Here is a 20,763-nt window from a genome sequence, read left to right on the forward strand (position 1 = left end):
TTGTTATACTGGCCCCCCACTTTCGCATCGGGAGGCGCGCACCGGCCTGCCGTTCGATGCCAACGCCAACCCCGGATGTCCTGCCATGATGCGCGGTCGTAGCCCTGTTGCCTTTGCTGTCCTCTGCCTGACCGCGCCGCTCGCGCCGCATGCCGGGGGCGCCACCCCCGACGACCTGACGGCGCTGCCGCTGGAGCAGCTGCTGCAGGTGCCGATGGTGACGTCCGCCTCGCGCTTCGAGCAGCCCGTCAGCGATGCACCATCCGCTGTCGTCGTGCTGACCGCGCGCGACATCCGCGAGCACGGCTGGCGCACCCTGGCCGATGCGCTGGCGTCGGTACCGGGGCTGTACGTGACGCAGGACCGCAACTACAGCTACCTGGGCGCGCGCGGTTTCCTGCGCCCGGGCGACTACGACAGCCGCTTCCTGCTGCTGATCGACGGCGTGCGCCTGAACGACGCCGTCTACGACCAGGCCCTGATCGGCAACGAGGGCCTGCTGGACATGGACCTGGTGGCACGCATCGAGTACGTGCCGGGTCCCGGCGCCGCGGTGTACGGCTCCAACGCGCTGTTCGGCGTCATCAACGTCATCACGAAGGCGGGCAGCGCGCTCGCCGGCGCCCAGGCCAGCGCCACGCTGGCGGGTGCAGGCGAGCGGCGCGTGCGCGCCAGCTATGGCTGGCATGCGCAGAACGGCGATGACCTGCTGCTGTCGGCCAGCGCCTATCGCCGCCGCGGCGACGACCTGTATTTCGCCGAGTTCGATACGCCGGAGCAGAACGGCGGGCTGGCGCTCGGCCTGGACGGCGAGCGCGCGCACAGCGTGTTCGCCAAGGCGGCGGGGCGCGGTTTCACGTTCTCCGCCGGCTACGTGGCGCGCACCAAGGACATCCCCACGGCCTCGTTCGGCGCCGTGTTCAACCTGCCCAACTACACCCACGACACCCAGGCGTTCGCCAACCTGGGCTACACTCGCCAGGCCGGGGCCGGCGTGCTGCTGGCCGCGAACGCCTTCTGGGGCCGGGCCGACTACGAAGGCGCCGGCTGGTATCCGGACGAGGAGGCCGCCGCCCGCCGCAACGTGGACGGCGCCCACGCGGCCTGGTATGGCGCCAACCTGCACGCGACGGTGACGGCGTTCGCCGGCCACAAGCTGGTGGCCGGCATCGAGGCCCGGCGCAATGCCCGGCGCGAACAGTACAACTACAACGAGGCGCCGTACGAGCTCCTGCTGGACGAGCGCCGTGCCGACAGCCGCTGGGGCGTGTACCTGGACGACGAGATCGTGCTGCGCCCCGGGCTGCTGCTCAATGCCGGCCTGCGCTACGACCGCGACAGCGTGATCGGCAGCCGCGTCAGCCCGCGCGCGGCGCTGATCGCGCAAGCCGGTCCGCGCGATACCGTCAAGCTGATCGCCGGCAACGCCTACCGCTCGCCCAATGCCTACGAGCTGTATTACGGCATCGCTGCCGCGGACGGCATGCTGGCCAATCCCGGCCTGCGGGCCGAGGTGATCCGCACCAAGGAGCTGGTGTGGGAACGCCGCCAGAATGCCTACGGCAAGATGACGGCGTCACTGTTCCACTATCGGATGGACGAACTGATCACGCAGCAGCTCGATGCCGATACGGGCATGCTGGTGTTCCGCAATACCGACCGCGCCTCGGCGCGCGGCGTGGAGCTGGCCGGGGAACGTGCCTTCCGCTCGGGCGCGCGCGTGCGCGCCAGCTATACCTGGCAGCTGGCGCGCGACGGCGCGGGAGCCTGGCTGGTCAGTTCGCCGCGCCACCTGGCCAAGCTGGCGGCCGCCGTGCCGCTGGCCGGGCTGCCGGCGCGACTGGCCAACGAAATGCAGTGCAGTTCCGCGCGCCGCACGGAACACGCGCTGGCCGCCGGCTACTGCGTGGCGAACCTGACGCTGACCACGCTGCCCGGAGCATTCGGCCGCGGCATCGGCGTGGCCGTCAGCGCCTACAACCTGTTCGACCGCCGCCATGGCGATCCGGCCGGCCCGGCCTTCGTGCAGGAAGCCGTGCCGCGCGCCGGTCGCACGCTGGCGCTGCGGCTGGACTACGAATTCGGACGCTGACCGTGACCGCTCCGTTGTCACGCATATTGTCACGGGCGATGCTGCCGGCCGTGCTGCTGTACGCAACCGCCTGCGACGCGCAGAACGACGACAGCCGCCTGAAGGCGGCGTTCATCTTCAACATCGCCCAGTTCACGACATGGCCGCCGGCCGCCGCTGCGCGCCCGCTGGCCATCTGCGCCAGTCCGGCCCACAGCCTGTGGGCCGGACTGCGCGAGCTGGATGGCAAGATGCTGGCCGGGCGTGCGCTGAGCGTCATCGACAGCAGCACCGGCCGGCCCTGCGACATCGTCGTCTACAGCGCCACCGCCGCGCCGGCCCTGGCGCCGGCTGCCGTGCCAGGCACGCTGACGATCGTCGATGGCGCGCGCAGCGGGCATTACCAGGGCGCCGTCACGCTGGTCGAGGAAGACCCGCATCTGCGCTTCGACATCGATACCCGCGAGGCGGCCCGGGCCGGCCTGAGATTCAGCTCGCGCCTGCTGCAACTGGCCAGGAACGTACTCTGATGCCGCACCGCAAACAAGCCGTCGCACCCGGCCAGCAGATCACGCGCACGCTGGGCGCGGGCCAGCTGGCGGCCGCCATCTCCGCGCTGGTTTTCGTCGGCGCCATCCTGCTGGCCTGCGAATGGGTCGCGCTGCGCGGCGCGCTGGCCGACGAGACACGCATGCAGGCCGCCATCGTGGCCGACAACGTCGCCGCCTCGCTGATGTTCGGCGATCAGCAGGCCGCCGGCGAGATGCTGGCATCGCTGCGCCAGGCCGGGCACTTGCGCACGGCCGCGCTGTACAGCCGCGACGGCCGGCTGTTCGCCCGCTACGTGGCGCCCGCGCATGCGCACCGCGCCGGCCTCGAGGCGGCCATGCCGGCCGTGGGCACGCTGGCGGTGACGCATCCGGTCAGCTATCGCGGCCAGGCGCTGGGCCGGATCGAGCTCGTCACCGGCGCCGACCGCATCGTCACGGGCCTGCTGCGCTATGCCGGGCTGCTGGCGCTGGCGTCGCTGGGCGGCCTGCTGGTGGTCGCGGTCGTGATGTACCGTACCCGTGCACGCGTGGCCGCGGCGGAACGGGAGCTGCACTACCTGGCCAATACCGACGCGGTCACCGGCCTGCCGAACCGGCGCGCCACCTACCAATGGCTGGAACAGGCCATTGCCGACCATCGCGACGGCCAGGTCGCCGTGCTGCTGGTCGACCTGGACAACTTCAAGCTGGTCAACGACACGGCCGGCCATGCGGCCGGCGACGTGCTGCTGCGCCAGGTGGCGGCGGCGCTGGGCGGCGTGGTGCGCCCGCCCGACCTGGTGGGGCGCATCGGCGGCGACGAATTCGCCGTCATTGCCGAAGTGGCCGACACGGCCGGCGCCCAGGCCATCGGCGAACGCCTGCTGGCGGCCCTGCGCACGCCGTTCGCCTTGGCATCGGGCGAGGTGTTCGCCACCGCGAGCGTGGGCCTGTGCCTGTATCCGCAGGATGCGCCCGGCATGACGGAATTGCTGAGCAGTGCGGACGCGGCGCTGTACCGTGCCAAGAGCGCCGGCCGCAACCGGCTGGTCGCCTTCGTGCCCGAGATGACGCTGGCCGCGCAGCGCCGCGCGCAGCTGGAGGCGGAGCTGCGCCGTGCCATCGAGCAGGAAGCGCTGCTGCCGTATTATCAACCGCAGTTCGATTGCCGCACGGGCGCGATGGTGGGCGTCGAAGCGCTGCTGCGCTGGCCGCACCCGGAGCGCGGGTTCGTCTCGCCGGCCGAGTTCATCCCGGTCGCGGAGGACACGGGCCTGATCGTCGAACTGGGCCGCTGGGTGCTGCGGCGCGCCTGCGCCGACCTGGCCGCCTGGGACCGGGCTGGCGCGCCACCGCTGACGGTGGCGGTGAACGTCTCGGCGCGCCAGCTGAAGGAACCGGACTTCCTGGGCGACGTGCTGGCCGCGCTGCACGCCAGCGGCCTGGCACCCGGCCGGCTCGAGCTGGAACTGACGGAAAGCCTGCTGATGGACGACGTGGAGTGCGCCGTCGCGTTCATGCACGCGGTGCGCGCGGCCGGCGTGCGCCTGTCGATCGACGACTTCGGCACCGGCTACTCGTCGCTGGCCTACCTGCAGTCGTTCCCGATCAACCAGTTGAAGGTGGACCGCAAGTTCGTGCAGTCGCTGCCGGTGGCCGGCCACACGATCGCCACCGCCGTGATCGCGCTGGCGCGCGGTTTCGGCCTGGCCGTGGTCGCGGAGGGCGTGGAGCGGCAGGAGCAGCTCGACTGGCTGCGCGCCGCCGGCTGCGATCATGCGCAGGGCTTCCTGCTGGGGATGCCGATGCCGGCGGCCCAGCTGCTGGCGACGGCAACGGCACCCCGCACCGCGGCGCTGACCTGACTCAGGCGCCTTGCTTGCGCACGCGCGCGGCGAACGACTTCTCGAAGAACTCGCCCAGCGTGGCTTCCAGCCATTGCGGCGTCAGCTCGGAGCAGGCGATGGTACCGCCTTGCTTGCCGCTGCCGTCGCGCGCGCGCAGGTCGAACGCGCTGGTCCACTCCAGCAGGCAGCTGTTCTCGATGGCGGCAAAGGTCAGCATGCAGGCATCGCGGCCCGCATGCGCGGCCAGGCGGTTCTTTTCCGGCACGAAGATCAGGCGGATGAAGTCGTTCCAGCCGTCGTTGCCTTCCTCGACCTTGCCGTCGTAATCGTGTTCGTACATCTGCTTGCGCACGGCGGCGAACTGTGGCCGCACGACGTTCTCCAGCGTGCGCCGGTATTGTTCCCGGAAATCCAGGCGCGCCTGGCGCGCGGCCTGCTCCTGCGCGGCCTGCCTGGCCGCCGCCAGGTCCGCCTCATGCTTCAGCGCGGCTTTAGAGAAGATCGACATCGCATCCTTACCTGAAAAACATCAGTGTACACGCAAGCCGTTGCGTTCTTGCGCCAGAAAGGGTAGCGCAAGCGCGTAAAACGTGGCCTGGCGGGTTCACCCATGCTACCATTGATTCCACATGGCAATATCACTTGTTGCCTTGCCCCTTCGGCCCCCATCCCCGCCCGAATCCGCGACGTCCCGTCGCCAGACTCATTCACATCCAGACAATATTATGAAGCTTGCTAATCTGAAAATCGGCGTTCGCCTGTCGCTGCTGGGAGCATTCTTCCTGGTGACCCTGCTGCTGGTCGGTATCACCGGCTGGTCGGCACTGCGCAGCATGAACGAGCGCAACGCGGCCGGCTTCGCCGAGGCGGAGCAGCTGCTGCGCGCCGTCGACAACGCCCGCATGGCCCAGGTGGATTTCAAGATCCAGGTGCAGGAATGGAAGAACATGTTGCTGCGCAGCTACGATGACGAGCACGCGACCAAGTACCGCGAAGCCTTTGTCAAGGCCGGCGCCAGCACGCAGGACAAGCTGAACAAGCTGCACAAGCAGATGACGCAACTGCAGCTCGATACCGCCCTGGTGGACGACGCCGTGCGCCTGCAGGGCGAGCTGCAGCAGCGCTACGTGAGCGCATTCAACGAATATACGGTGGGCGACCCGGCCAGCGCCAAGGGCGTGGACGCGGCCGTCAAGGGCATGGACCGCCCGCCGACCGAGCAGATCGACAAGATCGTCGCGTTTATCCAGAAGGCGGCCGACGAGCGCATGGCCAAGGTGGCGGCGCAGAACACCAGCGAGTACGAGCGTTCCGTGTTCATGCTGCTGGCACTGCTGGTGGCGGCCGTCGCCATTGGCGCCGTCATCGTCGTGATGCTGGTGCGCGGCATCACCGTGCCGCTGGCCCGCGCCCTGGACATCGCCCGTGACGTGGCCGACGGCGACCTGCGCGCCGAAGTGCGCTCCAACCGCCAGGACGAAATCGGCGACCTGTTGCGTGCCCTGGGCACGATGAGCGGCAACCTGGCCCGTATCGTCACCCGCGTGCGGGGCGGAACCCAGGCCATCGCGGCCGCCTCCGCCGAGATCGCCCATGGCAATGCCGACCTGTCGGCCCGTACCGAGGACATGGCCGGCTCGCTGGAAGAGACGGCGGCGTCGATGACGGAGCTGACCAGCACCGTGCGCGCCAACAGCGACAACGCCAGCGAGGCCGCGCGCCTGGCCGGCCAGGCCTCCAGCGTCTCCGGCCGCGGCAGCGAGACGGTGGCCGAGGTGGTGGCGTCGATGGGTGCGATCGGCGAGAGCTCGGGCAAGATCGCCGAGATCATCGGCGTCATCGACGGCATCGCGTTCCAGACCAACATCCTGGCACTGAACGCCGCCGTGGAAGCGGCCCGCGCCGGCGAGCAGGGCCGCGGCTTCGCCGTCGTCGCCAGCGAAGTGCGCAACCTGGCGCAGCGCTCGTCGTCGGCCGCCAAGGAAATCCGCGAGCTGATCACAGCGTCCGTTGCCGAGGTGGGCTCGGGCCGCGCGCTGGTGGACCGCGCCGGCGCCACGATGCGCGAGGTGCTGACGTCGGTCGAGCAGGTCACGGCCGTCGTCACCGAGATCTCGATGGCCAGCACCGAGCAGCAGGAGGGCATCGAACAGATCGGCACGGCGATCTCGCACATCGACAGCGTGACGCAGCAGAACGCGGCGCTGGTGGAGCAGGCCGCGGCGGCGGCGGAATCGCTGAAGCAGCAGGCGCGCGAACTGGACGAGGCGGTGGCGATCTTCAAGCTGGCTGCCTGAGTCACGGCAGCTCGATTGAAACGGCCGGGGCGTGCGAGCGTCCCGGCCGTTTGCGCATTCAGCGCGCCAGCACCATCCCCAGCCGCAATGCCGTGTCGCTGACCTCGTCCAGCGACGGCCGATAACCCTGTTCGATCCAGCGCAGCGCGATGTGGATGACGCCGCCGACGACGCCGGCCTGCAGCAGCGCGTCGCCGGGGCGGCCGGGCGCCAGCAGCCGCGCCACCATGGCGCCGGTGGTCCGCAGCGCCGCGTCGAACGCGGCGTCCACGGCAGGGCTGACGCCGCGGATTTCGACCAGGAACACGCGCGCGCAATGCGGCTCGCGCTGCAGTGCCGCGAAATAGGCATGCAGCATCGCTCGGGCGCGGCGGGCGCGCGCGCGGCCGGCGGCTTGCGCGGCCGCGGCGATTTCCGCGCCCACGCTGGCAACCACCGCTTCGAAACTGGCCACCAGCAGCGCCTCGCTGTTGGCGAACGATTCGTAGAAATAGCGCTCCGTCAGCCCGGCCGCCGTGCACACGGCTTTCACGGTGGCCTGGCGGTAGCCCGTGGCGCCGTACACGGCGATGGCGGCCGCGATCAGGCGGTGGCGCCGCTCGGCGCGTCGCTCCTCGGGAGGAAGGCCGCGGTAGGCGCGGCGGGATGGCTCTGCAGTCATGGCGTATTTTGGCACAGCGATTGTGTTTCCTGCATGGCTGGGCTATTCTGACAACGCGCGGTGTCAGAATGCCGCGACAGGAGACCGTATGTCACATGCCACCGCAAGCGGCGCCACGAACGACGTGCTGGACGTGCTGATCGTGGGCGCCGGCCTGTCCGGTATCGGCGCCGCCTGTGCCCTGCGCGCGGACAGCCCGGAGCGGCGCTTTGCCATCCTGGAGGCGCGCGATGCGATCGGCGGCACCTGGGACCTGTTCCGCTATCCGGGCGTGCGTTCGGACTCCGACATGCACACGCTGGGCTACCGCTTCCGCCCATGGGCCGACCCGCGCGCCATCGCGGACGGCCCGGCCATCCTGGACTACATCCGCGCCGCCGCGCGCGAGGGCGACGTGGAACGCCATATCCGCTTCGGCCACAAGGTGCTGCGCGCCGACTGGTGCAGCGCCAGCGCGCTGTGGACCGTGCAGGCCGAGCATGCGGGCGTCCCGGTGACCTTCAACTGCCGCTTTCTCTATCTGTGCGCCGGCTATTACGACTACCAGGCGGCGCACCGGCCCGCGTTCGACGGCGAGGCCTCGTTTCGCGGCACCGTCGTGCAGCCGCAGTTCTGGCCGGGCGAGCTCGATTGGCGCGGCCGCCGTGTCGTCGTCGTCGGCAGCGGCGCCACCGCCGTGACCCTGGTGCCGGCCATGGCACGCACGGCGGCGCACGTGACGATGCTGCAGCGTTCGCCCACCTACGTGGTGACGCGGCCGGCGGTGGACCGCTTTGCCGACACCGTGACGCGGCTGCTGCCGGCGCGGCTGGCCTACCGGGTGGTGCGCTGGAAGAACGTGCTCGAGAGCATCGTGCTGTACCGGCTGGCGCGGCGCCGTCCCGAGCTGGTCAAGCGCCACATCGTCGCGCAGGCGGCGCGCCAGCTCGAGCATGCCTGCGACGCGCGCCTGCACTTCACGCCCAGCTACCGGCCGTGGGACCAGCGTGTCTGCGTGGCGCCGGACGGCGACCTGTTCCAGGCGATCCGGCAGGGCCGCGCCAGCGTGGCGACCGACGTCATCGAACGCTTCACGCCGTGCGGCTTGCGCCTGCGCTCGGGGCGCGACCTGCCGGCCGACATCGTCGTGCTGGCCACGGGCCTGCAACTCAAGCTGCTGGGGGGCATGGCGCTGACGGTGGACGGCCGCCCCGTGCGGCCGGCCGACACGCTGGTATACAAGGGCATGATGCTGAGCGACGTGCCGAACCTGGCGCTGGCGTTCGGCTACACCAACGCCTCGTGGACGCTGAAGGCCGACCTGACGGCGCAGTGGGTATGCCGCCTGCTGCGCCACATGCGCCGCCACGGGCACGCGATCGCGCTGGCACGGCGCGAGCCGGACGTGGCCCCACGCCCGTTCCTGGACTTCACGTCCGGCTACGTGCAGCGCGGCGCGGGCCTGCTGCCGCGCCAGGGGGAGCGCCGGCCCTGGCAGGTGTACCAGAACTACCTGCTCGACCTGCTGACGATCCGCTGCGGCAGGCTGGCCGACGGGGTGCTGCGCTTCGGCGCCGCCGGCACCTTGCCCTGAGCCCCCATCAACCTGGAGGAGTACACGATGATCGGACCTGTAACGACGGCGCTGCTGGCCACGCCGGCCCTGGCCGCCGCCGCCCTGGCACTGCTGACCCAACGCGTGGCACGCAAGGTGGAGACGGCGCTGCCGCCGCGCGGCCGCTTCATCGACGTGCCAGGTACCCGGCTGCACGTGCGTGAGCTGGGCAGCGGCCCGGCGCTGCTGCTGGTGCATGGGCTGGGCGGGCAGATGGCACACTTCACCTACGGCCTGGCGCAGCGGCTGGCCGACCGCTACCGGGTGATCGTCGTGGACCGCCCCGGCTCAGGCTATTCGCAGCGCCATGCCGGCGGCGCGGGCCTGCGGACACAGGCCGCTGCCCTGGCGGCGTTGATCGATACGCTGGGATTGGAGCGCGCCATCGTGGTAGGTCATTCGCTCGGCGGCGCGGTCGCGTTGACGCTGGCGCTGGAGCATCCGGACCGGGTCGCCGGCCTGGCGCTGCTGGCACCGCTGACGCAGGCCCAGGACGAGGTGCCGCCGGCGTTTCGCGCGCTGACGATCAAAAGCGAGGCCGTGCGCACGGCGCTGGCGTGGACGCTGGCCACGCCGGGCGGCATGGCGCGCGGCGCCGCCGTGCTGCGCGAGGTGTTCGCGCCCGAGCCGGTACCGCAGGATTTCGCAGTGAAGGGCGGGGGGCTGCTCAGCCTGCGCCCGAGCCAGTTCCTCGCCGCGGCGGCCGACCTGCAGGCGCTGCCGGACGAGCTGCCGGCGCTGCATGCGCGCTATGCGGGCCTGCGCCTGCCGGTGGCCGTGCTGTTCGGGCGCGAGGATCGCATCCTGGACTGGCAGCGGCACGGTGCCGGGCTGACGGCCGCGGTACCTGGCGCGGTACTGGAAACCGTCGCGGGCGGGCACATGCTGCCGGTCACGCAGCCCGACGTGGCGGCAGCATTCGTCCACGCCGCCGCGCAACGCGCCCTGGCGCCAGCGAGGCAGGTCGCGTCGCCCTGATCAAGCCAGCGCATGGCCGGCGCCCGCCGGCAGGCGCGCATCCACCCCCCGCGCCAGATCGGCCAGCGTCACGCGGCCGAAGCGTGCCAGCAGCAAGGCCTCGGCCTCGCGCAACGCCTGGCCCAGTTCATCGTTGACTGCCTGCTCGACCAGGCAGGTGCTGCGTTCATTGGCCGCGCCGATCGCGAATACCGACGGACTGCCCAGCGCCGCATGGATGTCCAGCAGTGTGATCTCGGCCAGCGGGCGTGCCAGTACCCAGCCACCGCCGTGGCCTTTCTCCGAACTCACATAGCCGGCATCGCGCAGGCCGGCCATGGTGCGGCGTACCACGACGGGGTTGGTGGACAACATCTGCGCGATCGCTTCGGACGTCGCCCGTCCCGCGTGCGCATCCATATGAATCAGCACATGCAGCATGCGCGATAGTCGGCTGTCGGGTCTCATGCCGGCATTGTACGATGCCGCTTCCTGTAACTTCATGAGTTGCGTGATTTGGCTACTTATGTAACACTGTGAGTTACATAAGGAGGATTCCATGGATGCCATCATCATCGGCGGCAGCTTTGCCGGCCTGTCGGCCGCGCTGCAACTGGCCAGGGCACGCCGGCGCGTGCTCCTGATCGACGCGGCCGAGCCGCGCAACCGTTTCGCCGCGCACGCGCACGGCTTCCTGGGACAGGACGGCGTGCCGCCGCACGTCATCCGCGCCGGCGCGCGCGCCCAGCTGGCCGCCTACCCGACGCTGCGCTTCCACGACGGCGCCGCCACGGCTGCGCAGTGCGGGCAGGGCGGCTTCGTCGTCACGTGCGCCGACGGCAGCCTACATCGGGCAGCGCGGCTGGTGCTGGCCACCGGCGTGCGCGACACCCTGCCGAACCTGCCGGGATTGGCCGAGCGGTGGGGCCGCACGGTGATCCACTGCCCGTACTGCCACGGCTACGAGCTGGACGGGGCACCCGTCGGCGTGCTGGCGGGCCATGAAAAATCGGCGCACCAGGCGCTGCTCCTGCCGGACTGGGGGCCGACGACGTTCTTCACCGACGGGACCCACGAGCCGGACGCGCAAGCGCTGGCCTTGCTGGCGGCGCGCGGCGTCGTCGTCGAACGCACACCGGTGGTGGCGCTGCTGGGCGATGCGCCGGGCTTGACGGGCGTACGGCTGGCGGACGGCCGCACGGTGGCGCTGGGTGGCCTGTTCGTGGCGCCGCGTACCGACCCCGGGCCACTGGCGCGCCAGCTCGGCTGCGCGCTGGACGATGGCATGACGGGGCCGCTGGTGCGCGTCGACGCCCTGCAGCAGACCAGCGTGCCGGGCGTGTTCGCCGCTGGCGATGCGGCGACCCAGATGCACAACGCGACGTTGGCCGCGGCCGCAGGCGTGATGGCCGGCGTGGCGGTACATCAGTCCCTGGTGATGGCCGCCGCTACCAGATGATGGCGGTCAGCAGGTCGCCATCCTCCAGCACGCGCCAGTGCGCCCGTACGCCGGCGCCCACCGGCCACTCGGCGCACAGCGGTTCGGCCACGACGAAGTCCAGCCAGCCCTGGCCGAGCGCGCGCACGCGCACGGCGGAGAAGTCGAAGAAGCGGCCCACGGCGCCGTAGGCGGCCTTGTAGAAGCTCTCCTTGGCGGAAAATACCAGCGGCAGCAGCGCGTCGCGCGCCAGCACGTGCTCGTGCGCCGCCAGCAGCGCCAGTTCGGCCGCATCGACCGCGAGCGCGGCGATGCTGTCCTGCAGCTCGGGCGGGGCGGGCGACTCCAGGTCGATGCCCACGCCGTGCCACGCGCTGGCGCGCAGGGCGACGGCGCCGGCGCGGCGGCTGTTGTGGCTGATGCTGCCGATCGCGCCGGCCGGCCACAGCGGCTCGCGGTTGGGGCCCTTGCCGACGTCCGCCACGGGCAGATCGGCCTGCGCCAGGGCCAGGCGCGCGGCCAGCCGGCCATGGAAGTATTCGGCCTGGCGCTTGCGCACGCTGCGCGCCACGTCCGGCGGCAGCGCGATGGCGGCGCCGGCGAAAGCAGCAGGCTCGAAGGCGGCCGGGTTGAAGTCCAGCAGGTGCACGGCCAGGGTGACGGGCGTTGCGCTGCCGGCGGCGGTCACGGGCCAGGACAGCACGGCATGGCCGGCCGGCGCGGTGGGCATGGTCAGGTCGGCGCTCATGATGGTCTGAAAAATTGGCACGATACCCCTACAATAGGTTTTCGTCCACTTCGCCGCCGCCCATGCAACCCGAGATCCTCGTCATGGCCCCCAGCCCGTCGCCCGCCGTCATGGCGCAATTCGACGCCCGCTTCACTTGCCACCACGTGTGGCGCCTGCCGGCCGATGAGCACGAGGCGTTCATCGCCCGCGTCGGCGCGGGCGTACGCGGCCTGGCGACGACCGGCACGATCGGCATGGACGCGGCGCTGGCGGCGCGCTTGCCGCGGCTGGAAATCGTCGCCGTCAACGGCATCGGTGTCGATGCCGTCGATTTCAGCGTCACGCGCGCGCGTGGCATCCGCGTCACCAATACGCCTGGCGTGCTGACCGACGACGTGGCCGACCTGGCGGTGGCGCTGCTGCTGGCGGCGGCGCGGCGCATTCCGGCGCTGGACCATTATGTGCGCGGTGGCCAGTGGCAGGCACGCGTGCCGCTGCAGCCGGCCCGCACCCTGCGCGGCAAGACGGCCGGCATCTATGGCTTCGGCCGCATCGGCAAGGCCGTCGCCCAGCGGCTGGCCGGCTTCGGCATGGCGCTGCGCTATTTCCAGCCGAACGTGGTCGCGACGACGGACGTGCCGCGCAGCGCCTCGCTGCTGGCTTTGGCCGAGGAGAGCGATTACCTGGTGGTGTGCGCGCCGGGCGGCGCCGCCACCCGCGGTGTGATCGACGCGGCCGTGCTGGCGGCGCTGGGCCCGCAAGGGACGCTGATCAACGTGGCGCGTGGCTCGATCGTGGACGAGGCGGCGCTGGTCGCCGCGCTGGCGCACGGCACGCTGGGCGCGGCGGGGCTGGACGTCTTTGCCAATGAACCCGAGGTGCCGGCCGCGCTGGCGGCGCTGCCGAACGTGGTGCTGACCCCGCACGTGGGCAGCCTGACGGTGGAGACGCGCCATGCGATGGGCCAGCTGGTGATCGACAACCTGCTGGCGCATTTCGCCGGCGCGGCCCTGCTCACGCCGGTGCCGTAGGCCTCAGGGCGTGGTGCCGTGCAGCGCGCGCTCGCGGAACTGGCGCGGCGTGATGCCCATCAGCTTCTTGAACGCGCGGCTGAAATAGGCCGGGTCGCGAAAGCCCAGCTCCTCGCCCACGCTGGCGATGGAGGCCGGCATATAGGTCAGCTTGCGGCAGGCCTCCAGCAGCAGGCGGTCCTGCGTCATGTCGAACGCGGACTTGCCCGCCAGGCGCAGGCACACGCGGTTCAGGCGGGCGGCCGTGACCTGCAGTTCGTCCGCATAGCGGGCCACCAGCCACTGGGCGCGATAGTGCTGTTCCACCAGCGCGCGAAAGGCGCTGAACAGTTCGAAGTCGGACCGGCCCGATTCGTCGGCCAGGCGGCGCTCCGTGTCCAGCCGCACGACCAGCAGCAGGATGCTGCGCGCCAGCCACTCCACCATCAGCGGCTGCCCGTAGCGCGGTCCGCGCGCCTCGGCCGCCAGTTCGCCCAGCAACGCCGCCAGGCGCGCGCGCAGTTCCGGCGCCTCGTGCAGCCGCAGCGTCTGCGCGCGCTCGAACAGCGGCGTGAACAGGTCCACCGAGGTCACGATATGGTGGTCCAAGGTCAGCACCCAGCCGGCCGCGTGGTCGGGAAAGCTGAACGCATGGGTGACCTCGGCCGGCACGGCGATGACGGTGGGGCCGTCGCACTGCCACAGCATGTTTTCGACCTGGGCACTGACCCGGCCGGCCATCAGGAATACGAGCTGGTACAGGCCGCGATGGCGGTGCGCACCGATGTGCCAGTCGTGCGGGCGGCTGTGCGCCTCGATCGGCTCGATGTGGACGAATTCGGCGTTGTCGATCGGCGCGTTCGCGCCGTACAGGGCAAAGCGGGGCAGTTCGCGGGGCAGGCTTTTCATGGGGACTCGCCGGTGAGGTCCCATAGTACAAGTTTTATTCCCCGGCGACCAGTTGTTCACCGGGAGCTTGCCAGCGCCGCCAACTGCTCCAGCAACGCCATCATCCTTTTTTACTTGTTGCGGTTGGCGATCTCGTTGCCGACATAGCCGCCACCGATGATGCCGGCCAGCGTCGCCAGTTTCTTGCCATTGCCGTCGCCGACCTGGTTGCCCAGCAGGCCGCCGACCACGGCGCCGGTACCGATGGCCAGGTAGTTCGGCTGGCTCGGTTGAGCAACGGGGGCAGGGGCGGGCGCCGGCTGGGGATGGCGCTGTGCATAGCTGCGCGTTGGCTCTTTGTGCACATGCTTGCGCGGCGCCGGTTCGCGGTAATCGCTGTCCCGTGCCGCTACGCGCTCGGGCGATGCCTGAACGGCGGGCTGCGGTACCGCGGGAGCCGGTTGCGGTCCGAATGCCGGCTGCTGCGGCCCAAGCTGTTGCGCGGTCAGCGGCGCCGGCGCCAATGGCTGCGCTGCGAGAGCCTGGCGAGCGGCGAGGGCTTGCTGTTCCTGCTGCTGATTCACGGGCATGGTGTACGCCGCGGGTTCGGCTTTGCTCGTTGGCAGTACGCCGGTCAGCGCAGCGATGCCGGTGCCGCTCAGGGCGATCACCGATACGGCCGCGGCGGCGAACAGCGGGTGGATACGATTGGCGGTAGCGACTTTTTCCATGATCTTGTTCTCCGTTGCGATGGTTTTGCTTGCAGAGACAGATTAAGGGTTGCACCGCGCAGCGGCTAGGCAGCGACCTGTATCACTCGTTACCGTTTGTAAAACCGGCGTGGGAACTATAAGGGCAGCGCCGTCTGGTACTTCACCTCGCGCAGCGCCACGTTGGTGTTGATTTGCGAGACGCCCTGCAGCTTGAACATCACCTCGTGCAGGAAGTTCTGGTAGGCCTCCATGTCCGGCACGATGACCTTGATCGTGTAGTCCGAATTGCCGGTCGTTTCGTAGCACTCGACCACCTCGGCGCGCGCCTGCATCGCGCTTTCGAACGCCTCCACCACGCCGGCCGAGTGCCGGTTCAGCGACACGTGCGCCAGGCAGCACACCATCAGTCCCACCTTGCGGCGGTCCACCAGCGCCGCGTAGCGGGTGATGTAGCCGTGGTCCTCCAGCTCCTTCTGGCGGCGCCAGCAGGGCGTGGCGGACAGGCCCACGGCCTCGGCCAGCTCGGCCGTCGAGAGCCGGCTGTTCTGCTGCAGCGCGGCCAGGATCTTCACGGAGGGGGCGTCAAGGGAATGGTTTTTCATTTTGTGCGCAAAATCGAAAGAAACTCACCTGAAACTTAGCATACTCGACAATAAATAGGGAAATTATTCCGCTTCCGCGCAACTATCATTTTCGGCACGGAGACAAGCCCATCGAGGCAAGGAACAAGAATGAACGCCCACACCGCGCACAGCGCCGCCGCCATCGAAGCGGCCGGCAGCCCCACGACCATCGTCGATCCCGATTACGCCCTGCAGGACAACCTGACCCGCGCCAGCGGCCGCGTGTTCCTGACCGGTACCCAGGCCCTGGTACGCCTGTTGATGATGCAAAAGCGCCTGGACGCGGCCAATGGCCTGAACACGGCCGGCTTCGTCAGCGGCTACCGCGGCTCGCCCCTGGGCGCGGTCGACCAGGAGATGTGGCGCGCGCAGCAGCAGCTGGCCGCGCATGCCGTCGAGTTCCTGCCGGCCATCAACGAGGACCTGGGCGCCACCGCCGTGCTGGGCTCGCAGCAGGTCGAGACCGACCCGACCCGCAAGGTCGACGGGGTGTTCGCCATGTGGTACGGCAAGGGTCCCGGGGTGGACCGCTCCGGCGACGCCATCAAGCACGGCAATGCCTACGGCTCCTCGCCGCACGGTGGCGTACTGGTGGTGCTGGGCGACGACCACGGCTGCGTGTCGTCGTCGATGCCGCACCAGAGCGAGCAGGCGCTGATCGCCTGGAGCATGCCGGTGCTGAACCCGGCCAATATCGAGGAGTACCTGGAGTTCGGCCTGTATGGCTGGGCGCTGTCGCGCTTTTCCGGCAACTGGGTCGGCTTCAAGGCCATTTCGGAAACGGTGGAGGGCGGCGCGGTGGTCGAAGTGCCGGAACCGCCGCGCTTCGCCGTGCCCGACTACAGCTGTCCGCCCGAAGGCCTGCACTACCGCTGGCCCGACCTGCCCAGCCTGAAGATCGAGCAGCGCGTGGCGGAAAAGCTGAACGCCGTGCGCGCCTTCGCCCGCGTCAATTCGATCGACCGCTTCGTCACCGCCGCGCCGCAGGGGCGGCTCGGCATCGTCAGCGCCGGCAAGGCCTACCTGGACCTGATGGAAGCGCTGGATCGCATGGGCCTGACGACGGAGCGGCTGGAGCGGTTGGGCATCCGCCTGTACAAGCCGGGCCTGACCTGGCCGCTGGAGCCGACCCGGCTGGACCGCTTCGCCGACGGCCTGGCCGAGGTGCTGGTGGTGGAGGAAAAAGACCCCATCATCGAGCAGCAACTGAAGAACCATTTCTACAACCGCCCGGCCGGGCAGCGCCCGCAGTTGCTGGGCAAGACCGACCTGGCCGGCCAGCCGCTGCTGGCCGCCATCGGCGAGCTGCGGCCGTCGCGCATCGCGCCGGCGCTGATCCGCTGGCTGGCGCCGCACCTGCCCGAGCTGGGGCTGGAACAGCAGTTGCCGCACTTCTGCGCCGCCCAGGTGAAGGCCGATCCGGCCAACGCGATCCGCACGCCGTACTTCTGTTCCGGCTGCCCGCACAACACGTCGACCAGGGTGCCCGAGGGCAGCCTGGCGATCGCCGGCATCGGCTGCCATTTCATGGCCACGTGGATGGGCCGCGAGACGGTGCAGCTGACGCAGATGGGCGGCGAGGGCGTCACCTGGGTGGCGGCGTCGCGCTTCGTCGACCGGCCGCACGTGTTCCAGAACCTGGGCGACGGCACCTATTATCATTCCGGCTTCCTGGCACTGCGCCAGGCCGTCGCCGCGCGCGCCAACATCACGTACAAGATCCTGTACAACGACGCGGTGGCGATGACGGGCGGCCAGCCGGTGGACGGCAAGCTGACGGTGCCGCAGATCGTGCAGCAGGTGCTGACGGAAGGCGCGGTGCGCGCGGTCGTCGTCACCGACCAGCCGGAGAATTATGAGGGCGTGGCGCTGGCGCCGGGCGTCACCGTGCATCACCGTTCCGAGCTGGACATGATCCAGCGCCAGTTGCGCGATACCCGCGGCGTGACGGTGCTGGTGTACGACCAGACCTGCGCGGCCGAGAAGCGCCGCCGCCGCAAGAAGAACACCGCCACGCATACCGAGTTCCCCGATCCGGCCCGCCGTGTCGTCATCAACGAGGAAGTGTGCGAGGGCTGCGGCGACTGCGGCGTGCAGTCGAACTGCCTGTCGATCCTGCCGCTGGAGACGGAGCTGGGCCGCAAGCGCCAGATCGAGCAGGCTTCCTGCAACAAGGACTATTCGTGCGTGGAAGGCTTCTGCCCCAGCTTCGTCTCGGTGCTGGGCGGGCAGTTGAAGAAGCCGGCCGCGGCGAAGCTGGACACGGCCCGGCTGGAGGCGGCGCTGGCCGCGTTCCCGCCGCCGGCGCCCCATGATTTCAACGGCAAGCCGTTCGAGATGCTGGTGGCGGGCGTCGGCGGCACCGGTGTCGTCACCATCGGCGCGCTGATCACGATGGCCGCGCACCTGGAAGGCAAGGGCGCTTCCACGCTGGACTTCATGGGCTTCGCGCAGAAGGGCGGCGCCGTCATGTCGCACGTGCGCCTGGCCGCCTCGCCACGCGCGCTGCACCAGGTGCGCATCGACCTGCGCCAGGCCGATGCCGTGCTGGCCTGCGACGCCGTCGTCGCGGCCATGCCGGACGCGCTGGCCGTGATGGAGGTCGGCCACACCCAGGTGATCGCCAACGAGCGCGAGATCCCTACCGCCACGTTCACGCGCAATCCAGACGCCAGCAACGACATGGGCGGGCTGTTCGCCCAGCTGCGCCGCGCCGCCGGGGAGCATAACGTGCATGCGCTGGACGCGCAGGAGCTGGCCAGCCGCCTGCTGGGCGAGCCGATCGCCGGCAATATGCTGATGCTGGGCTATGCGTGGCAGAAGGGCCTGGTGCCCGTGGCACTGCCGGCGCTGCTGCGCGCGGTCGAGTTGAATGGCGTGGCGGTGGCGATGAACAAGCAGGCGCTGCTGCTGGGCCGCCTGGCGGCCGCCGACATGGCGCAGCTGGACGTGCTGGCCGGCAACCGCGGCAAGGTGGTGCAGTTCGCGGCGCCGGCTTCGCTGGAGGAACTGATCGCGCAGCGCATGCCGCGCCTGGTCGCGTACCAGAACGAAGCGTATGCGCAGCGCTACCTGGCCGCCGTGCGCAAGGTCGAGCAGCGCGAGCGTGCCATCGATGGCGCCGACTCGAAGACCCCGCTGGCGAAGGCGGTGGCGCGGGCGCTGTTCAAGCTGATGGCCTACAAGGACGAGTACGAGGTGGCGCGGCTGCACACGGACGCCGCGTTCCGCGCCAAGCTGGACAGCCAGTTCGCCGGCGACTTCAAGCTGCAGTTCCACCTGGCGCCGCCGCTGCTGGCGCGGCGCAAGCCGGGCAGCGACGTGCCGGCCAAGATCGCCGTCGGCCAGTGGATCCTGCCGGCGTTCCACCTGCTGGCGCCGCTGAAGCGGCTGCGCGGCACGCCGTTCGACCCGTTCGGCTGGACGGCCGAGCGGCGCCACGAGCGCGCCCAGCGCGACGAGTATTTCGCCATGCTGGACGAGCTGTGCGCGACCCTGACGGCCGACAACAAGGGCACGTGGTTGAAGCTGGTCCAGCTGCCCGAGCGCATCCGTGGCTTCGGTCACGTCAAGGCGCGCAATGCGCAGGCGGCGGCGGAAGAGGCGCAGCGGTTGCGGTTCCAGTTGCGGCAGGGGGCTGCGGCGCGGGCGGCCTAGTTGGCGGCTGAGCCGCTGGGGTCTGTCCCCGGTAAGCGTTCGCCGTGACCACGGCCTGCGGCGGTGCGAGGGGACTGACCCCGAAGTTGTAGCGTCGCGACGGCGCTGCCGAACTTCAGGGTCAGTCCCCAAGGGGACAGACCCTTGGCCCCCGTCGGCTCAATGCATCATCAACACCGGCAACGTCATCCGCCGCAATACCGTCTCCGTCACCCCGCCCAGCAGCAGCTCGCGCAGCCGCGCGTGGCCGTAGCCGCCCATCACCAGGAAGCCGGCGCCCACGTCCGCCGCCGTCGACAGCAGTTCTTCCCCGACATCGTGCCCGATCGACAGCGGCGCCACCGTGACGGCGATGCCGTGCCGGCTCAGGTACAACGCCAGGTCGGCACCCGGCTGCTCGCCATGGTCGGCGCCATGGCCGGCATTGAATACCGCGACCGTGACCGACGCCGCCCGCCGCAGCAGCGGCAGCGCGGCGGCCACGGCACGGGTGGCTTCGATGCCGCCGTCCCAGGCCACCAGGGCGTGGCGGCCGAAGTCGTCGAAGCGGCCGGCATAGGGCACCACCAGCACGGGACGGGCCGCGTGCAGCATCACATAGGCGGGCAGCGACGTCACCGCGGCCAGCGGTGCATCGGGATCGGTCTGGCTCAGCACCGCCAGGTCGCAGTAGCGCGCCTGCAGGGCCAGGCCACCCGCCGTGTCGTCGCTGCACAGCTGCCGTTCCACCGACGGCACGCCGGCGCGTCGGGCCACCGTGTCGAAGGCATCGAGCGCCCGGCGCGCGTCGTCGCGCAACGCCTCGAGCTGTTCGGCGATGGCGCCGCCGCTGATGCCGGCCGCGCCGGGCTGCAGGAAGCGCGAAATGCCGGTCGTGGCCGCGCCGATCAGGTGCGCTCCCATGTCCAGCGCGATGGCACAGGCCAGCTCGACGCGGTGGGTGGCCGCAGGGGCCAGGTCGGCATGGACGAGAATGGTTCGGTAGGTCATGGCGGATCCCCCCGCTGGCGGCGCCGATTGCGCCAGATCGCAGTGTGAACGCGTCTATGCGCAGCTTCCTTGACGTAAATCAAACAATAAAAAATTATAAATTCTCTGGCGATGTTCCGACCGGCGGGCGGCGTCCAGTCCTACTTTGTCGTCCAACCCCGCATGGGAGAATTTTGTCTCGCCGTGGCAAGCACGGCCAAGACAGGAAAAAGGAGATATTCATGAAAACGAAACTGGCACTCATTCTTACGGCAATGGTCGTCAGCGCTGGCGTCGCGGCGCAGTCGACCAGCTCGCAGGGCACCGATACCGATCCGCAGAAGAACTCCGCAACAAAGAAGACCCACAAGTCCGACAAGCACAAAAAAGGCAAGCATGACGCGGCCACTTCCGGCGCCAGCGGCAGCGACATGAGCTCGGGCAGCGCGACCGGCACGTCGGGCACCACGTCGGGCACCACGTCGGGCAGCACGTCGGGCAGCACGGGCACGACCGGCGACTGGAACAGCTCGGGCGCCAGCGGCACCGGCGCGACCGGCAGCGGCATGACGGGTACGGGCACGGGCACGGGCACCGGCGCCACGTCGGGCAACCGCAGCGGCACGGCCGGCACCACGGGCACGATGGGCACGTCGGGCGCGACCGGCACCGGCACGGGCAGCAGCGCCACCGGCACGTCCAACAGCAGCACCGGCGCCAGCGGCACGGGCACCAATACGCCGACCACGCCACCGACCCGCTGAGGCGGCGCGCAGTC

Annotated in this window: 18 protein-coding genes; 10 read left to right on the forward strand and 8 right to left on the reverse strand. The window is 70.2% G+C overall.

Annotated features, from left to right (window positions below):
• Positions 1-85: 85 nt before the first annotated feature.
• Genes E7V67_010280 through E7V67_010290 form a run of 3 tightly spaced genes read left to right on the forward strand, consistent with a single transcriptional unit; the run spans position 86 to position 4,466 of the window.
• Positions 86-2,092, forward strand: coding sequence for a TonB-dependent receptor (locus tag E7V67_010280; GenBank protein ID WUR15461.1), 2,007 nt, complete (start codon positions 86-88; stop codon positions 2,090-2,092).
• Between the two features lie 2 nt (positions 2,093-2,094).
• Positions 2,095-2,601, forward strand: a complete 507-nt coding sequence (locus E7V67_010285) for a YfiR family protein (GenBank protein ID WUR15462.1) — start codon at positions 2,095-2,097, stop codon at positions 2,599-2,601.
• A complete protein-coding gene (locus tag E7V67_010290; GenBank protein ID WUR15463.1) occupies positions 2,601-4,466 on the forward strand; it encodes an EAL domain-containing protein in 1,866 nt (621 codons plus the stop codon). Before E7V67_010285 ends, E7V67_010290 begins: the two co-directional genes overlap by 1 nt.
• A gap of 1 nt (position 4,467) precedes the next feature.
• Here E7V67_010290 and E7V67_010295 read toward each other — a convergent pair whose 3' ends face one another.
• Entirely contained in the window at positions 4,468-4,956 is a 489-nt protein-coding gene (locus tag E7V67_010295; GenBank protein ID WUR15464.1) for a hypothetical protein, read from the reverse strand.
• 217 nt (positions 4,957-5,173) lie between these two features.
• Between E7V67_010295 and E7V67_010300 the strand changes: the two genes are divergently transcribed.
• Complete coding sequence (locus E7V67_010300; protein WUR15465.1) at positions 5,174-6,745, forward strand: methyl-accepting chemotaxis protein; 1,572 nt, start codon at positions 5,174-5,176, stop codon at positions 6,743-6,745.
• Positions 6,746-6,803: 58 nt separating this feature from the next.
• Here the strand turns inward: E7V67_010300 and E7V67_010305 are convergent, their stop codons facing one another.
• Positions 6,804-7,406, reverse strand: coding sequence for a TetR/AcrR family transcriptional regulator (locus tag E7V67_010305; protein WUR15466.1), 603 nt, complete (start codon positions 7,404-7,406; stop codon positions 6,804-6,806).
• An 88-nt stretch (positions 7,407-7,494) separates the two neighbouring features.
• On the opposite strand from E7V67_010305, the gene E7V67_010310 reads away from it, so the two are divergent.
• Both E7V67_010310 and E7V67_010315 read left to right on the forward strand, forming a co-directional pair.
• Positions 7,495-8,979, forward strand: a complete 1,485-nt coding sequence (locus E7V67_010310) for an NAD(P)/FAD-dependent oxidoreductase (GenBank protein WUR15467.1) — start codon at positions 7,495-7,497, stop codon at positions 8,977-8,979.
• Positions 8,980-9,006: 27 nt separating this feature from the next.
• Complete coding sequence (locus tag E7V67_010315; protein WUR15468.1) at positions 9,007-9,978, forward strand: alpha/beta fold hydrolase; 972 nt, start codon at positions 9,007-9,009, stop codon at positions 9,976-9,978.
• Here the strand turns inward: E7V67_010315 and E7V67_010320 are convergent, their stop codons facing one another.
• On the reverse strand, positions 9,979-10,425 hold the full coding sequence (locus tag E7V67_010320; protein WUR16259.1) for an Rrf2 family transcriptional regulator: 447 nt from the start codon (positions 10,423-10,425) through the stop codon (positions 9,979-9,981).
• A 91-nt stretch (positions 10,426-10,516) separates the two neighbouring features.
• On the opposite strand from E7V67_010320, the gene E7V67_010325 reads away from it, so the two are divergent.
• Positions 10,517-11,416 carry an NAD(P)/FAD-dependent oxidoreductase gene (locus E7V67_010325; protein ID WUR15469.1) on the forward strand — a complete coding sequence of 300 codons (900 nt, stop codon included), beginning with the start codon at positions 10,517-10,519 and terminating at the stop codon, positions 11,414-11,416.
• On the opposite strand, the gene E7V67_010330 is transcribed toward E7V67_010325, so the two are convergent.
• Positions 11,406-12,143, reverse strand: coding sequence for a 4'-phosphopantetheinyl transferase superfamily protein (locus E7V67_010330; GenBank protein ID WUR15470.1), 738 nt, complete (start codon positions 12,141-12,143; stop codon positions 11,406-11,408). The genes E7V67_010325 and E7V67_010330 overlap by 11 nt on opposite strands.
• Positions 12,144-12,205: 62 nt before the next feature.
• Between E7V67_010330 and E7V67_010335 the strand changes: the two genes are divergently transcribed.
• Positions 12,206-13,156: a 2-hydroxyacid dehydrogenase gene (locus tag E7V67_010335; GenBank protein WUR15471.1), complete on the forward strand. Its 951-nt coding sequence runs from the start codon at positions 12,206-12,208 to the stop codon at positions 13,154-13,156.
• A 3-nt stretch (positions 13,157-13,159) separates the two neighbouring features.
• Here E7V67_010335 and E7V67_010340 read toward each other — a convergent pair whose 3' ends face one another.
• The 3 genes from E7V67_010340 to E7V67_010350 form a co-directional block, all read right to left on the reverse strand.
• Positions 13,160-14,044, reverse strand: coding sequence for a helix-turn-helix domain-containing protein (locus tag E7V67_010340; GenBank protein WUR15472.1), 885 nt, complete (start codon positions 14,042-14,044; stop codon positions 13,160-13,162).
• A 110-nt stretch (positions 14,045-14,154) separates the two neighbouring features.
• A complete protein-coding gene (locus E7V67_010345; GenBank protein WUR15473.1) occupies positions 14,155-14,754 on the reverse strand; it encodes a glycine zipper 2TM domain-containing protein in 600 nt (199 codons plus the stop codon).
• A 116-nt stretch (positions 14,755-14,870) separates the two neighbouring features.
• Positions 14,871-15,338 (reverse strand): Lrp/AsnC family transcriptional regulator, encoded by a 468-nt coding sequence (locus tag E7V67_010350; GenBank protein WUR15474.1) that lies wholly within the window; start codon positions 15,336-15,338, stop codon positions 14,871-14,873.
• A gap of 129 nt (positions 15,339-15,467) precedes the next feature.
• Between E7V67_010350 and E7V67_010355 the strand changes: the two genes are divergently transcribed.
• Complete coding sequence (locus E7V67_010355) at positions 15,468-19,016, forward strand: indolepyruvate ferredoxin oxidoreductase family protein (protein WUR15475.1); 3,549 nt, start codon at positions 15,468-15,470, stop codon at positions 19,014-19,016.
• Between the two features lie 159 nt (positions 19,017-19,175).
• Here the strand turns inward: E7V67_010355 and E7V67_010360 are convergent, their stop codons facing one another.
• Entirely contained in the window at positions 19,176-20,006 is an 831-nt protein-coding gene (locus E7V67_010360) for a universal stress protein (protein ID WUR15476.1), read from the reverse strand.
• Between the two features lie 221 nt (positions 20,007-20,227).
• On the opposite strand from E7V67_010360, the gene E7V67_010365 reads away from it, so the two are divergent.
• Complete coding sequence (locus E7V67_010365; protein WUR15477.1) at positions 20,228-20,749, forward strand: hypothetical protein; 522 nt, start codon at positions 20,228-20,230, stop codon at positions 20,747-20,749.
• Positions 20,750-20,763 lie beyond the last annotated feature (14 nt).

Origin of the sequence: [Empedobacter] haloabium, assembly GCA_008011715.2 — a bacterium.
GTDB classification, from domain to species: domain Bacteria; phylum Pseudomonadota; class Gammaproteobacteria; order Burkholderiales; family Burkholderiaceae_D; genus Rugamonas; species Rugamonas haloabia.

What these genes read in the sequence shown, in the direction of transcription:
- E7V67_010360 (WUR15476.1), bottom strand. Translation starts at nt 20,006, where the DNA reads ATGACCTACCGAACCATTCTCGTCCATGCCGACCTGGCCCCTGCGGCC.
- E7V67_010325 (WUR15469.1), top strand. Translation starts at nt 10,517, where the DNA reads ATGGATGCCATCATCATCGGCGGCAGCTTTGCCGGCCTGTCGGCCGCG.
- E7V67_010300 (WUR15465.1), top strand. Translation starts at nt 5,174, where the DNA reads ATGAAGCTTGCTAATCTGAAAATCGGCGTTCGCCTGTCGCTGCTGGGA.
- E7V67_010335 (WUR15471.1), top strand. Translation starts at nt 12,206, where the DNA reads ATGCAACCCGAGATCCTCGTCATGGCCCCCAGCCCGTCGCCCGCCGTC.
- E7V67_010280 (WUR15461.1), top strand. Translation starts at nt 86, where the DNA reads ATGATGCGCGGTCGTAGCCCTGTTGCCTTTGCTGTCCTCTGCCTGACC.
- E7V67_010290 (WUR15463.1), top strand. Translation starts at nt 2,601, where the DNA reads ATGCCGCACCGCAAACAAGCCGTCGCACCCGGCCAGCAGATCACGCGC.
- E7V67_010355 (WUR15475.1), top strand. Translation starts at nt 15,468, where the DNA reads ATGAACGCCCACACCGCGCACAGCGCCGCCGCCATCGAAGCGGCCGGC.
- E7V67_010340 (WUR15472.1), bottom strand. Translation starts at nt 14,044, where the DNA reads ATGAAAAGCCTGCCCCGCGAACTGCCCCGCTTTGCCCTGTACGGCGCG.
- E7V67_010305 (WUR15466.1), bottom strand. Translation starts at nt 7,406, where the DNA reads ATGACTGCAGAGCCATCCCGCCGCGCCTACCGCGGCCTTCCTCCCGAG.
- E7V67_010320 (WUR16259.1), bottom strand. Translation starts at nt 10,425, where the DNA reads ATGAGACCCGACAGCCGACTATCGCGCATGCTGCATGTGCTGATTCAT.
- E7V67_010315 (WUR15468.1), top strand. Translation starts at nt 9,007, where the DNA reads ATGATCGGACCTGTAACGACGGCGCTGCTGGCCACGCCGGCCCTGGCC.
- E7V67_010295 (WUR15464.1), bottom strand. Translation starts at nt 4,956, where the DNA reads ATGTCGATCTTCTCTAAAGCCGCGCTGAAGCATGAGGCGGACCTGGCG.
- E7V67_010365 (WUR15477.1), top strand. Translation starts at nt 20,228, where the DNA reads ATGAAAACGAAACTGGCACTCATTCTTACGGCAATGGTCGTCAGCGCT.
- E7V67_010350 (WUR15474.1), bottom strand. Translation starts at nt 15,338, where the DNA reads ATGAAAAACCATTCCCTTGACGCCCCCTCCGTGAAGATCCTGGCCGCG.
- E7V67_010345 (WUR15473.1), bottom strand. Translation starts at nt 14,754, where the DNA reads ATGGAAAAAGTCGCTACCGCCAATCGTATCCACCCGCTGTTCGCCGCC.
- E7V67_010330 (WUR15470.1), bottom strand. Translation starts at nt 12,143, where the DNA reads ATGAGCGCCGACCTGACCATGCCCACCGCGCCGGCCGGCCATGCCGTG.
- E7V67_010310 (WUR15467.1), top strand. Translation starts at nt 7,495, where the DNA reads ATGTCACATGCCACCGCAAGCGGCGCCACGAACGACGTGCTGGACGTG.